The organism is Roseibium sp. M-1 (assembly GCF_054515675.1).
This window is the reverse complement of the sequence record NZ_CM137257.1, coordinates 776904-789215: the sequence shown is the minus strand read 5'-3', so window position 1 is coordinate 789215 and position 12312 is coordinate 776904. Positions and strand designations below refer to the sequence as shown.

At 60.3% G+C, this 12312-nt stretch carries 9 protein-coding genes; 5 read left to right on the top strand and 4 right to left on the bottom strand.

Going from position 1 to position 12312, the window contains the following annotated elements; translation table 11 throughout:
• The first annotated feature begins 44 nt into the window (after positions 1–44).
• Positions 45–962, top strand: a complete 918-nt coding sequence (locus ACX3M4_RS03625) for a LysR family transcriptional regulator (RefSeq protein ID WP_459357236.1) — start codon at positions 45–47, stop codon at positions 960–962.
• A 57-nt stretch (positions 963–1019) separates the two neighbouring features.
• Here the strand turns inward: ACX3M4_RS03625 and ACX3M4_RS03620 are convergent, their stop codons facing one another.
• The 3 genes from ACX3M4_RS03620 to ACX3M4_RS03610 all read right to left on the bottom strand — a co-directional run bounded on the left by ACX3M4_RS03620 (position 1020) and on the right by ACX3M4_RS03610 (position 6688).
• Positions 1020–3500 carry an SPOR domain-containing protein gene (locus ACX3M4_RS03620; RefSeq protein ID WP_459357235.1) on the bottom strand — a complete coding sequence of 827 codons (2481 nt, stop codon included), beginning with the start codon at positions 3498–3500 and terminating at the stop codon, positions 1020–1022.
• A gap of 102 nt (positions 3501–3602) precedes the next feature.
• A complete protein-coding gene (argS, locus tag ACX3M4_RS03615) occupies positions 3603–5372 on the bottom strand; it encodes an arginine--tRNA ligase (protein ID WP_459357234.1) in 1770 nt (589 codons plus the stop codon).
• Positions 5373–5470: 98 nt separating this feature from the next.
• Positions 5471–6688 (bottom strand): deoxyguanosinetriphosphate triphosphohydrolase, encoded by a 1218-nt coding sequence (locus ACX3M4_RS03610; RefSeq protein WP_459357233.1) that lies wholly within the window; start codon positions 6686–6688, stop codon positions 5471–5473.
• A gap of 151 nt (positions 6689–6839) precedes the next feature.
• On the opposite strand from ACX3M4_RS03610, the gene erpA reads away from it, so the two are divergent.
• The 3 genes from erpA to ACX3M4_RS03595 all read left to right on the top strand — a co-directional run bounded on the left by erpA (position 6840) and on the right by ACX3M4_RS03595 (position 8687).
• Positions 6840–7181, top strand: coding sequence for an iron-sulfur cluster insertion protein ErpA (gene erpA / locus ACX3M4_RS03605; RefSeq protein ID WP_459357232.1), 342 nt, complete (start codon positions 6840–6842; stop codon positions 7179–7181).
• Between the two features lie 69 nt (positions 7182–7250).
• Positions 7251–8033 carry an exodeoxyribonuclease III gene (gene xth, locus ACX3M4_RS03600; RefSeq protein WP_459357231.1) on the top strand — a complete coding sequence of 261 codons (783 nt, stop codon included), beginning with the start codon at positions 7251–7253 and terminating at the stop codon, positions 8031–8033.
• A gap of 324 nt (positions 8034–8357) precedes the next feature.
• Positions 8358–8687 (top strand): hypothetical protein, encoded by a 330-nt coding sequence (locus tag ACX3M4_RS03595; RefSeq protein ID WP_459357230.1) that lies wholly within the window; start codon positions 8358–8360, stop codon positions 8685–8687.
• A 50-nt stretch (positions 8688–8737) separates the two neighbouring features.
• Here ACX3M4_RS03595 and ACX3M4_RS03590 read toward each other — a convergent pair whose 3' ends face one another.
• Positions 8738–9577, bottom strand: a complete 840-nt coding sequence (locus ACX3M4_RS03590) for a tetratricopeptide repeat protein (protein WP_459357229.1) — start codon at positions 9575–9577, stop codon at positions 8738–8740.
• A 643-nt stretch (positions 9578–10220) separates the two neighbouring features.
• On the opposite strand from ACX3M4_RS03590, the gene parE reads away from it, so the two are divergent.
• Positions 10221–12266, top strand: a complete 2046-nt coding sequence (gene parE / locus ACX3M4_RS03585; RefSeq protein ID WP_459357228.1) for a DNA topoisomerase IV subunit B — start codon at positions 10221–10223, stop codon at positions 12264–12266.
• Positions 12267–12312 lie beyond the last annotated feature (46 nt).

The window sequence follows — 12312 nt, the reverse complement described above, 5'->3', positions numbered from 1 at the left end:
GCATTCCATTGCGCCCAGCACTGTAAATCGGTATACCCGTACCCATGAACTGGGACGATCTCAAACTGGTCGATGCCGCGGCCCGCATGCGCTCGCTTTCCGGCGCCGCCAGGGCTCTTGACATCAGCCAACCGCAGCTCAGCCGCCGGTTGAAAAGCTTCGAGGACCGCATCGGAGCGCGCCTTTTCGACCGCACGCCGACGGGCCTGAAACCCACTGAAGCCGGCTTGCGGCTCATCCCTCTTGCCGAAGAGATGCGCCGAAATGCCGAGGCGGCCTGCCGCATCCTGCCCGATCTCTCCGGTTCTGCTCTCAAGGTTGTGCGGGTTGCCGTTGACGAGGTGCGTGCGAGAGTACTGACAGATGTTTTTCCCGAGCTGACCGCCCAGCTCGACGGAGTCGAGCTGGAGCTGATCGCCAGCCACCAGCACGTCAACCACCAATCCCGTAGCATTGAACTGCAGATCCGCAACTGCCTGCCGGAAACGGACACGTTGATTGCCCGCAAGATCGGCGAGCTCGCCTATGCCGTTTATGGATCAGCGGCTTATGTCCGGGACAATCCCGCCGCCTTGACCGAGAACCGTTACAAGGCCTGCGCCTGGCTCGGATTTGCACCTGACGATCTCTGGTATCCCGCGCAACAACGCTGGCTGGAAACGAGGTTGCCGGCCATGCCGAAACTGCGGTCCAACACCATCACCACCCTGATGAACATGGCGCAATCAGACGCCGGGCTGGCCTTGCTGCCCGTCTTCATGGGCGACCGGAACCCGGATCTGGTCCGATTGACAGATCCCCTTCCCGAACTCACCAATGTCGAGCACATCATCGTACACAGGGATTTGCGACGGGAACCTGCGGTGCGCAGGGCGATGGATGCCATTGCCGAGGTCTACCACCTCATGGGCCCCCGGCTTACAGGACGCGGTTCTCCGCCCCTAACCATCGCCGCGGAATGAAAACGGCCGGGAAACCCGGCCGTCTTGCTCTTCAATCGTCCTGAGTTCTTTCGCCCGTCAGGGCTGCCTGCGCACGAAGCAGTCGCCACCGGCGGCCTGCAGGCTTTCGCACAGGTTGATGGCATCGTCGCGCGTCGTCGTCGGGATGCGTGCCCGGTAGAACACCCCCCTGTCCTCGACCGTGGCTGCCACGATGACCGCGTTGCGGTTGCCGAGAACAGCCGGGAAGCGGCGCTGCAAGGCAGTATAGGCCTCGCTGGCAGCAGCTTCAGAGCGCTGCGAGGTCACCTGAACGATATAGGTACCCGACGGAATGCTGCCCGACGTGCTTGGAGCGGGAGCGGCCGCCGCAGGTGCAGCCGGTGCAGGCGCACTGGCTTGCTGGTTGAGGTTCAGCGGCCCGTCATTCTGTGCCGCGGGAGCCGTAGCGGGGGCTGTTACAGCCGGCGCAGCACTGGCGACCTGAACCGGCGCATCAGGCTTCTTCCGCGGTGTCACGGTAACGATCGGTGCTGCCGGTTCGCTGACTGTCGGCTCAGGAGCGACATCGGCTCCGGTCACGATTGCAGGCGCTTGAGGATCAGCCAGAGCCGGTTCTTCTGCAACGACAGGTTCTTCAGCCACGGCATCTGGAACAACAGGAGATGTCGTAACGGTTCTCGGCTCTTCCGCGGGTGCCGCAGGCTCGGTTGCCTGCGGCTGTGCAGGCGCAATCGTTGCCGGTGCGGCGGCTGCCGGTTGATCGCCACTGGGAATGATGGATCCGTCAGGCCGGACGAGGACAGTGCGAACGCGCTTGGTTGCACCAGGCACGAGCTCTGCACCACCTGTCGCTCCCGCCGGTGCGGGCGGCAATTCGGCGGGCTTCGGCGATTCTGTTCCGACGAGTCTCTCAGGACCCTCGGCGCCGTTGCCATTGATCTTGTCGTAGAAGACCTTCGATTGCTGGTCGTCCGCGGCAGTTTGCCCCTGTTCCGGGTAAATCTTGAGCGGTTGCTCCAGCCCGGCGATCACCGGCGGCGGCCCGCTCGGAACCGAAACCGCATCGCCATCGGCAAAGAAGAAAGCGGCACTGCCGATCACGGCAACCCCAAGTACGCCGGCTGCGACGTAAAGGCCACGTCGGGACTTTTCGCGCGAATGCGGCACTGCGGATCTTTCGGCAGCCGAATGCGGCGGGAGCACACCCGCGCCAGTCAGGCTCGGATCGCTTTCCTGCATTGCCCGTGCAACGGCATCGAGATCGTAGCCTTCCGGCGGCGGCGGAGTTTCGTCGTCTTCGGTCTGTGGAACCGAGGCAGCGGCAGCGGGCCAGACCATGTCGTCGATCGGGTCGTCAACCTCTGGCTCATCCGGCACTGGCGGTTGAACAACTGCGGCGTGAGATCGGCGCTCAACAGGATCCGGGAAATCCAGATCCGCAAAAAGCGCGTCGATGCCCGCCGGGTCGCCTGCCGGTTCCGGATGATGGCCTGCGTGCGGCGTCACAATCGGGGCCTTGGGCGCCGGATCGGCAGGAACCGGATTGAGAGCTGCGAGGAAGTCATTTTCATCGATGCGCGGCCGCTGAGAAGGCACGGGCTGACGATAAGGTTCTTCGTCGGAAAACAGAGCGTCGTCCGCGGCAGCTTCGTCTGAATAGTCCCGAGGTTCAACGTCGCCGGTCGCTGCCTGACGAAGCGAGTAGCTGTCCGAGCGGTCGACAGCAGGTGTCGGAGCCGGAGACTGCCGGAACACCGGTTCTGCTGCCGGCGGAGTGGCAGGTACGGGCCGCTCTTCAATGCGTTCGCGGAAATAGGAGGACGTCGCGGCAGTCAACGGTGGCTCAGCCACGGGAGCTTCGAACGTCTGCTCGTTCCGGTTCGGCGCGTCCCACTGCGGTTCAGTCCAGTTTGCGTGATCTTCATCGAATTGCGAGTGAGAGGATGCGGGCTGCGTCTCATCGACGGATTGACGCAAGGCGCCGATCAACTCGTCTTCCAGTTCTGCGGTCAGGCTCTGCTCAAGATCCAGCGTCACAGCAGGTGCGAGATAGGACCTGTCATTCGCAGCGACCGGATCAGGCTGCGCGGCACCTGCCAGGGAAGAACGGAAAGGCAGAACCTGGTCGCTCGCTTGAGCGGGTTCGGAATATGCCTGAGGAGCGTCACTGGAACGCTCTGTCTCGGGAGCGGATGGCCAGAGCGAAGAGACATGCGATGCGGGAGCGTCGTAGGATGGTGTCGCGGCAGGCCGGACGGGCGCGGAAACGGACACTTCCGGCGCTGCCGGAGCGGATTTGGTCTCAAGCCCGGCGTCGTCCCGGACAGCCCTGAGGCTGTTGAACGTCGGCTCCACACGGCCAGAACCAGGCCTCGCCGGTGCCGGCGGCTCGTCCGCGACATCTTCTAGGCCAGCAAAATAATCCGTACTACCGACGCGGCCGCTGCTCACATTTGCCCCCGATTGCTTGTTTCTGTGGACAATGCGCGCCAGTTCGACCAGCGGATCTTCCGCCGACGGCCGATCGCTGCCCGCTTCACTTTTCGAAGCGCGCAAATCTGGTCGCTTTGTTTCGTAGTCCTGTGCCATGAGCGTTACGAAAACCGGTCCACTTCAGCCACTGATCACCTAAACACCGATGTCAGCCGCTTATAAAAACTAGCGCATTTCTTCCGGAGCATTCACACCAAGAATCGATAGACCTGACGCGAGCACCAAAGATACTGCACGAACCAAAGCAAGACGCGCTAGGGTTAATTTCAAGTTACCGGCCTGAATAAAGCGTAAATGCGGCGATTCGTAGCCTTTATTCCAATGGCTATGGAAAGAACTCGCCAGTTCATGCAGATAAAAAGCAATTCGGTGCGGTTCGTGTGTTTCCGCAGAGGCTTCAACCACTTTTGGCCATTCTGCCATCTTTGAGATCAGCTCCAGTTCTCCGGCATCGTCAAGTTGAGCCAGATCCGCGGCAGCAAGAGCGGTGTCGTCAATGGATGCGCCTGCGAGTTCTTCCCCTGCCTGACGCAAAACAGACCGGCACCGTGCATGACCGTACTGAACATAAAATACCGGGTTGTCCTTGGACTGTTCGGTGACCTTCTTGAAGTCGAAATCCAGCGGCGCGTCGTTCTTGCGGAAGAGCATCATGAAGCGGACCGGATCGGGGCCGACCTCGTCGACGACATCGCGAAGCGTGATGAAATCGCCGGACCGCTTTGACATTTTCACCGGTTCGCCGTCACGCATCAGCTTGACCAACTGGCAGAAGCGGACGATCACCTCGGTCTTGCCATCCGAGATGGCCTTGCCGACGGCCTGCAGGCGCTTGGCGTAGCCGCTGTGATCAGCGCCAAGGACATAGATGGTTTCAGCAAAACCGCGCTCGAACTTGTCCTGAAAATAGGCAACGTCCGCCGCGAAATAGGTATAGGATCCATCCGACTTCTTCAGCGCACGGTCGGTGTCGTCGCCGAAATCGGTTGCCCGGAACAGGGTCTGTTCGCGGTCTTCCCAATCCTCCGGCACCTGCCCCTTCGGCGGCGGCAGCGTTCCTTCGTAAATGTACCCTTTCTCCCGGAGCGTATCCAGCATGTGGTCGATTTTCGAACCGTTGCTTCCCGACCGCTCGTGCAGCGTCTTTTCCGAATAGAAGACCTCATGCTTAACGCCGAGCGCGGCAAGATCTTCGCGGATCAGGTCAAGCATGGCGGCAATCGCCCGTTCCTTGACCAGCGGCATCCACGCCTCTTCACTCCGGTCCTTGAGCGTTTCCCCGAACTCTTCCCTAAGCCGGACACCGACCGGCTTCAGATAGTCGCCGGGGTAAAGGCCTGCTGGAATATCGCCAATGTCTTCACCAAGCGCCTCGCGGTACCGGAGGAAAGCGCTGCGCGCCAGGGTCTCGATCTGCGATCCGGCGTCGTTGATATAATATTCCTTGACCACCTCGTTGCCGGCAAATTCAAGCAAGTTGGCCAGTGCATCGCCAACGACGGCGCCGCGGATATGGCCGACATGCATCGGGCCGGTCGGGTTTGCCGAAACATATTCGACATTGACCTTGGGTGCAGGCGAGCGGGTCTGCGCACCGAACGCAACCCCAAGATCAAGCACCCGGGCGAGTACATTTTGCCAGACGGCCGGTGTCACCCGCATATTGATGAAGCCCGGGCCGGCGATGGTGGTTTCACGGATGTCCGGGTCGCTGTTGAGCCTTGCAACGAGCGTCTCGGCAAGATCGCGTGGTTTCAATCCAAGCGCCTTGGCAAGAACCATAGCCGCATTGGTGGCCAGATCACCGTGGGCCGGATCGCGGGGAGCCTCGACAACAACGCGTGACAGATCAGGCGCCTCTCCATTTGCATCTTTAAGATCAAGATCTTGAAGTGCGTCTTTGACGCGTTGCGTGAAGTCCGCGAAAATATTCATTGAGCACCGATCAGGGTTTGCTTTTCAAACACAAAGCCCCCGCGCGCTGCGAAGGCATTCACCGTCGGCGCCACGGGGCTTGAAAGTCGCCCAAGCGCCTACCCCAAATCGGGGGTGTCGTCAAACAGTCTGCGGTGTTCTTCAATGGCATACCGGTCGGTCATGCCTGCAATATAGTCACAGACGCGCCGGGCGATCCCGGCTTCATTCAACTGCTCAAGGCCGCTGTTCCAGGGCTTGGGCATCAGCTCCGGCTCGGCAAGAAATCTGCCGAACAGTTCCTTGACCACCCGCGCCACCAGCCGACGGACGGCGAGAACGTCTTCGTGCCGGTAGACCCTGGCGAACAGGAAACGCTTTACTTCCTTTTCCGCAGCCGTCATCTCAGGCGAGAACCCGACAAGGCAGCGGCCGGCCATGCGGATATCCTCAACGCTTTGCGGAGTGAGGTCTTCCAGATTGTGCATTGCATGGCGGATTACGTCTTCCACCATGCGCGTGATCGACCGGCGCACGATCTCATGGATACGACGGCTCTCCTCAAGTCCAGGATATCTGCCGTCCACCTCTTCCAGGATATCCGCCAGGAACGGCACGTCACGCATGTCCTCGATGGCAAACAGCCCAGCCCTCAGCCCGTCATCCAGGTCGTGGGCGTCATAGGCTATGTCATCGGCGATGGCCGCTCCCTGTGCCTCAGCGCTCGGCCAGGTGTGCAACAGCAGGTCCTGCCTTTTCGCGTAGTCGCGAATGGCAAAGGGCAACTCGCTGTCCTTGAACTTTCCAAGCGGCGCTCCGTCCGGAGCGACCAGGGGACCGTTATGCTTGACGAGGCCCTCCAGCGTTTCCCAGGCAAGGTTCAGCCCATCGAATTCCGCGTAACGCTGCTCTAGATGGGTCACCACACGGAGCGACTGGGCGTTGTGATCGAAGCCGCCGTAGGGCGCCATGCATTCATGCATGACATCTTCGCCTTCGTGGCCGAAGGGCGTGTGGCCGAGATCGTGTGACAGGGCCAGGCTTTCAGCCAGGTCCTCGTCAAGTCGCAATGCGCGGGCCAGAGACCGGGCTATCTGCGACACTTCGATCGTATGCGTCAGCCGGGTACGGAAGTGATCGCCTTCGTGATAGACGAAAACCTGAGTCTTGTGTTTCAGCCGCCGGAAGGCGGAAGAATGGATGATCCGGTCGCGATCGCGCTGGAAGGGCGTGCGTGTCGGGCTTTCCGCCTCGGGAAACAGCCGTCCGCGGCTTTCCGCCGGAATTTCCGCATAGACCGCCCGCGATTGCCCGCCAAAACCAATATCCGCTTCCATCTCAACCAGCCATTCATCACGGAGTTGTCCCCGTGTCCGGTGTCCTGCAACGCATGCCACGCATTGACGCGGCGGACTGCAAAACTTACTTATCTCAATAAATCAGGTATCACGCTTCCGGAGTTCCGGTAGCCCGACGAGTCGGCAGAACATGACCGAAACACTTGAAAATCGAGTAACAGTCAGCGAACGCGCTGCCAAGCGCATAGCCACCATTTTGTCGAAGGAGCCCTCAGGCAGCATGCTGCGGGTGAGCGTCGAGGGTGGTGGCTGTTCCGGGCTGCAATATAAATATGACGTCGTCGATGCCCGCGAAGACGACGACCTGGTGATCGAGAAGCCCGGTGCGACCGTGCTGATCGATTCCATTTCCTTGCAATACATGGGTGGATCGGAGATCGATTTCGTCGATGACCTGATCGGCCAGTCCTTCCAGATCAACAACCCTAACGCCGTTGCAGGCTGCGGCTGCGGCACCAGTTTCACGATCTGAACCCGACAGGTCAACGTCATCCGGCCGGCTGCCCCGGCGCCACTGCTGCTAACCGAGGCAACCTCAGCCATGAAGATCGCGACCTGGAACATCAACGGCGTCAAAGCCCGTATCGACACGGTGCTCGAATGGCTGAAGGAAACCTCCCCTGACCTCGCCTGCCTGCAGGAGATCAAGTCGGTGGATGAAAACTTCCCGCGCCAGGCCTTCGAAGATCTCGGCTACAATGTCGAAACCCACGGCCAGAAGGGGTTCAACGGCGTCGCACTGCTTTCCAAGAGCCCATTGGAAGACGTCGAACGCGGCCTGCCCGGCAATGATGCGGACGAGCAGGCCCGCTATATCGAGGCGAGCCTCCCGACCGACTTCGGCACCGTTAGGGTCGGCTGCCTCTACCTGCCGAACGGCAATCCGCTGGGTACTGAGAAGTTCCCCTACAAGCTGGAATGGATGGACCGGCTGATTGTTCAGGCGCAAAGGCGGCTTGCGGAAGAAGTCCCTTTCATCCTGCTTGGCGACTACAACGTCATCCCGGATCCCGTAGACGCGAAAAACCCCGAAAATTGGCTCGGGGACGCCCTTTTCCAGCCAGAGAGCCGGCAGCGATTCCGCGCCCTTACCCATCTGGGCCTCACCGAAGCGGTCCGGTCATGCACCGAAGCGCCAGAGACCTTTACCTTCTGGGACTATCAGGCCGGTGCCTGGCAGAAGAACAATGGTATCCGCATCGACCATATCCTGATGTCGCCGCAGGCAACGGACAGGTTTGCCGGCTGTGGGATCGACAAGCATGTGCGCGGTTGGGAAAAACCTTCCGATCACGTACCGGTCTGGGTCCGGCTCGCCGCGTGATTCCCGCTTTACTCTAGGTGTCCGCATTCGTGCCCAACTGCCAATGTAAACCGCTTGATTGATCAAGCCTCGCAGCCGACTTCCACCAACGGGAATATCCGGCGCAAAATCTTGATGTTTCCCAGAGGGTAAGCATTGAGTGATCCAGGTGCGTCAATCCAGACCTTCATCCTGACCTAGCCAGCCTCCGCTCGGGACTTGCAGTCAGCTGACGCTCTGGTAAGCTTTTAAGATCATGGGGTAACCAAAGGCCGCTCTCCGTCCGCAAAGGCTAAATGCGGACATCTTTCACCGGCAGCAGTCCGTTCTGCCGGGAAGAGAGTTTTGGCTCAGTTGAAAATACCTGCTGCCGCTGGACTGACACTGTTCGTCCTAGGCAACTCCCTCGCGCAAGCCCAATCCGTGTCCTGCACCTGCCGATACAAGGGCCAGGACTATGGTATTGGGGAAAGCATCTGCCTGAAGAGCCCGGATGGGTTGCGCATGGCGACCTGCGGCATGGTGCTGAACAATACATCCTGGCAGTTCAGCAATGCGCCCTGCCCGTTGACACAGCTTCAGCAAACCGGTGGGACCGGCTTGCTGCCGTCAGGTCTACCGTTTTTGAAGCAGACGCCCTGGCAGCAGTCGGGGACCCTGCGCGCGTCTATCTGACGCGCGACGCCAGCCGGCCTTGATCCATCTTGTTTGTCTTGGAAAGCGCCCTATTGAGGCGTGACTTGCTGTGCAGTCTTGATGTCCGGCCTGTGTTTCAAGAGCCAGTCATCAGCCATGGCCCTGGCAAGCTTGCGCACCGTTTCCGAAGACGGTGCGAAATACTGCTCATGTAGGGAATTGACCCAGGTTGCATCCGCGGGGTCCGCCTGATCGCGGGCGATCGTCATCCATTTGAGGCCAAGGGCCTTGTTCTGGTCCGACTTGCCACGGCTATACAGAATTTCACCGAGGCGCGCCTGCGCACCGACATGGCCTTTTTCCGCGGCGAGATTGTACCAGCGGACAGCAGAAAGACTGTTGGTTTCCTGGTAGATCTGGCCAAGCTCATACTGCGCGTTGGCGTCCCGGTAATAGGTGGCGGCGGTGGTGAAGTTCCGAAGCGCCTGGGCGCGGTCGACCTGCAGCTTTCCGTCTATACCGTAGAGATAGTAGTACCCGAGCGCGACAAAGGCGCTGGAGACGAAAGGCGCATCCCGAGCGGTCCGGTGATCCTCACCGTGGTCGCGTACGATCTGGGTAAAATATTCGAAGGCCTTGATGTCGTCTTCGGGCACGCCGTCGCCCTTGGCGTACATCTTGCCAAGTTTCCAGGCGGCCCGCAGCTGACCGTTTTCCGCGGCAAACTGCAGCGAGGTAAGAGCTGCGGCCTTGTCGCCCGACTTGTACTGGCCGATACCTGAAATCAGCGCCTCGAACGGTGTCCGGCTTTTCGCCTGGCTGCCATCGGTCGCTGCCGGCTGGCCGTCGAAAGCCGCCGCCTGCCCGGCCAAGCCGAGAAAGATCAACGCGCCGAGCACAGTTCCGGCTTTTCCAATGCGTTGAACCATTGCGCTGTTCTTTTGCATCCCAGTCACACTATTATCCGCCGGCAACGATCCTGATCCCCGACGGACGCTGTTGTTTTTTGTCCGCGCCAAGCGCATTTGCAGTCTCTTCGCCCCCTTGAGCCGAAGCTGCCGGAAGCCTATGTATCGGAGTGGCCAAACATGGCCGATCATTTCGGCCTAAGTTGGGCCGTTCAGCGCCCAAATAAGACCATTTCCAGACTCATGTGTCGGTTCTGTGCGCCCTTGCAGGTCGACCTGGCTCTTTCACCTGGACGACCGCTCTGCCGGGCTTCAGCACTGACATTACCGCAACGGGTGACGGTCAAACATGGCCGAACATGGGCAACTGCCCCTTTCCAGGGCGTTGCATATGACTCTGTCATGAAGTGTTGCGGAATTGGCACATTTTTGGTCCGGCCCGTCCCATACGAGCCTCACGATAGAAACACGTCCGGGTTGACGATCTGTTTCCACCGCGATCTTTTGGCGCGCCATCTGTTGAAAACGGGGGCTTTTGGCCAAATTCCTTTGCCGTTCTGTCTTTGTACTTCAAACTGAAGCATGATTCGGTGTAGGTAACGGCTCCGAACGTCCCGGCAACGGCGACCAGAACTTCAAAAGGCAATACGGCAGGCGATACGGAATGAGCGCAAAAGACGATCTATTTGCTGGCAATGCGGCGGTCTCGACACCTCTTCCCGAGGATCTGCCCGCGCCCGTGCCGCAAAAGCCGCGTCCGGTCGCGCCCGTCGCCGTCACCGAGGACTATTCGGCTGCCGACATCGAGGTGCTGGAAGGTCTGGAGCCGGTCCGGCGGCGCCCCGGCATGTATATTGGTGGCACCGACGAAAAGGCGCTGCATCACCTTTTTGCAGAAGTCATCGACAACTCCATGGACGAGGCCGTCGCCGGTCACGCAACCTGGATTGATGTGACGCTCGGCGCGGATGGCTTCCTGACCATTACGGACAACGGCCGAGGCATTCCCGTCGACCCGCATCCCAAATTCAAGGACAAGTCCGCGCTCGAAGTCATCATGACGACGCTGCATGCCGGTGGCAAGTTTGACAGCAAGGTCTACGAGACGTCCGGCGGCCTGCACGGCGTCGGCGTTTCAGTCGTCAACGCGCTGTCGGAGGAACTGGTGGTGGAGGTCGCCCGCAGCCGGAAGCTCTACCGGCAGACCTTCCGGCGCGGCCATCCGCAGGGACCTCTGGAATTTGTCGGCGACACGCAGAACCGGCGTGGCACCCAGGTCCGCTTCAAGCCGGACGAACAGATCTTTGGCAAAGGCGCCAAGTTCCTGCCGGCGCGCCTGCTGAAGATGGCGCGTTCCAAGGCCTATCTTTTTGGCGGTGTCGAAATCCGCTGGCATTGCGATCCGGAGATCTTGTCGGAAAAAGATGAAACTCCGGCCGAGGCCGTGTTCCATTTTCCCGGTGGTCTGCGCGACTTCCTCGCGGAACGCCTGACCAAGGAGCGCCGCGTCGTCGAGGAAGCCTTTGCCGGGCGCACCGACGGCGCCGGCAAGCACGGCTCCGTCGAATGGGCGGTGAGCTGGTTCGCGGGGGACGGCTTCGTCAACTCCTACTGCAACACCGTGCCGACCCCTGAAGGCGGCACGCACGAAGCAGGCTTCCGCTATGCGCTCCTGCGCGGCCTGAAGGCCTATGGCGAGCTGACCAACAACAAGAAGGCAGCCATTATCACCGGCGATGATGTGATGACTTCTGCCGGCGGCATGCTGTCAGTCTTTATCCGCGAGCCCGAATTCGTCGGCCAGACCAAGGACAAGCTTGCGACCAACGAAGCGACCCGCATCACCGAAAACGCTGTCCGCGATGCGTTCGACCATTGGCTGACCGCCTCACCGAACCAGGCCAACCGCCTGCTGGAATGGGTGATCGACCGCGCCGATGAGCGGCTGCGGCGGCGGCAGGAAAAGGACGTCGCCCGCAAGACCGCCGTTCGCAAGCTCCGCCTCCCGGGAAAGCTGGCCGACTGTTCCGCCAATCAGTCCGACGGCACTGAACTCTTCATTGTGGAGGGCGACTCTGCAGGTGGCTCCGCCAAGCAGGCGCGCAATCGCGCCAATCAGGCAGTATTGCCGTTGCGCGGCAAGATCCTCAACGTCGCCAATGCCGGGCGTGACAAGCTCGTTGCCAACCAGCAGCTGGCCGACCTGATCCAGGCACTCGGATGCGGAACCCGCTCCCAGTACCGCGAACCGGATCTGCGTTACGAGAAGATCGTGATCATGACCGATGCCGACGTCGACGGCGCACATATCGCGTCGCTTCTGATCACATTCTTTTACCGCGAAATGCCGGAGCTGATCCGGGGCGGACATCTTTATTTGGCCGTGCCACCACTCTATCGTCTCAGCCAGGGCGGCAAGACGCTCTATGCCCGCGACGACGCCCACAAGGACGAACTCCTGGAAACGGTTTTTAAAGGCAAGGGAAAGGTCGAGATCGGCCGCTTTAAAGGTCTTGGCGAGATGCTGCCCGCACAGCTAAAGGAGACGACAATGGACCCGTCCAAGCGCTCCATGCTGAAGGTCGTGGTTGAAGAAGAGGCCGTGGCGGACACGAACGACACGGTCGAGCGTCTCATGGGCAACAAGCCCGAAGCCCGGTTCCGCTTCATTCAGGACAATGCGGAATTTGCGGAAGATCTTGATATCTAGCCGCCGGATTGGGTAATCTGTTTCTGTTTTGAAGTAAGGGGAGCAT

Bases quoted from the DNA above. Each gene is read 5' to 3' on its own strand.
- ACX3M4_RS03625 (WP_459357236.1), top strand. From the start codon at position 45: ATGAACTGGGACGATCTCAAACTGGTCGATGCCGCGGCCCGCATGCGC.
- argS (WP_459357234.1), bottom strand. From the start codon at position 5,372: ATGAATATTTTCGCGGACTTCACGCAACGCGTCAAAGACGCACTTCAA.
- ACX3M4_RS03610 (WP_459357233.1), bottom strand. From the start codon at position 6,688: ATGGAAGCGGATATTGGTTTTGGCGGGCAATCGCGGGCGGTCTATGCG.
- erpA (WP_459357232.1), top strand. From the start codon at position 6,840: ATGACCGAAACACTTGAAAATCGAGTAACAGTCAGCGAACGCGCTGCC.
- xth (WP_459357231.1), top strand. From the start codon at position 7,251: ATGAAGATCGCGACCTGGAACATCAACGGCGTCAAAGCCCGTATCGAC.
- ACX3M4_RS03590 (WP_459357229.1), bottom strand. From the start codon at position 9,577: ATGGTTCAACGCATTGGAAAAGCCGGAACTGTGCTCGGCGCGTTGATC.
- parE (WP_459357228.1), top strand. From the start codon at position 10,221: ATGAGCGCAAAAGACGATCTATTTGCTGGCAATGCGGCGGTCTCGACA.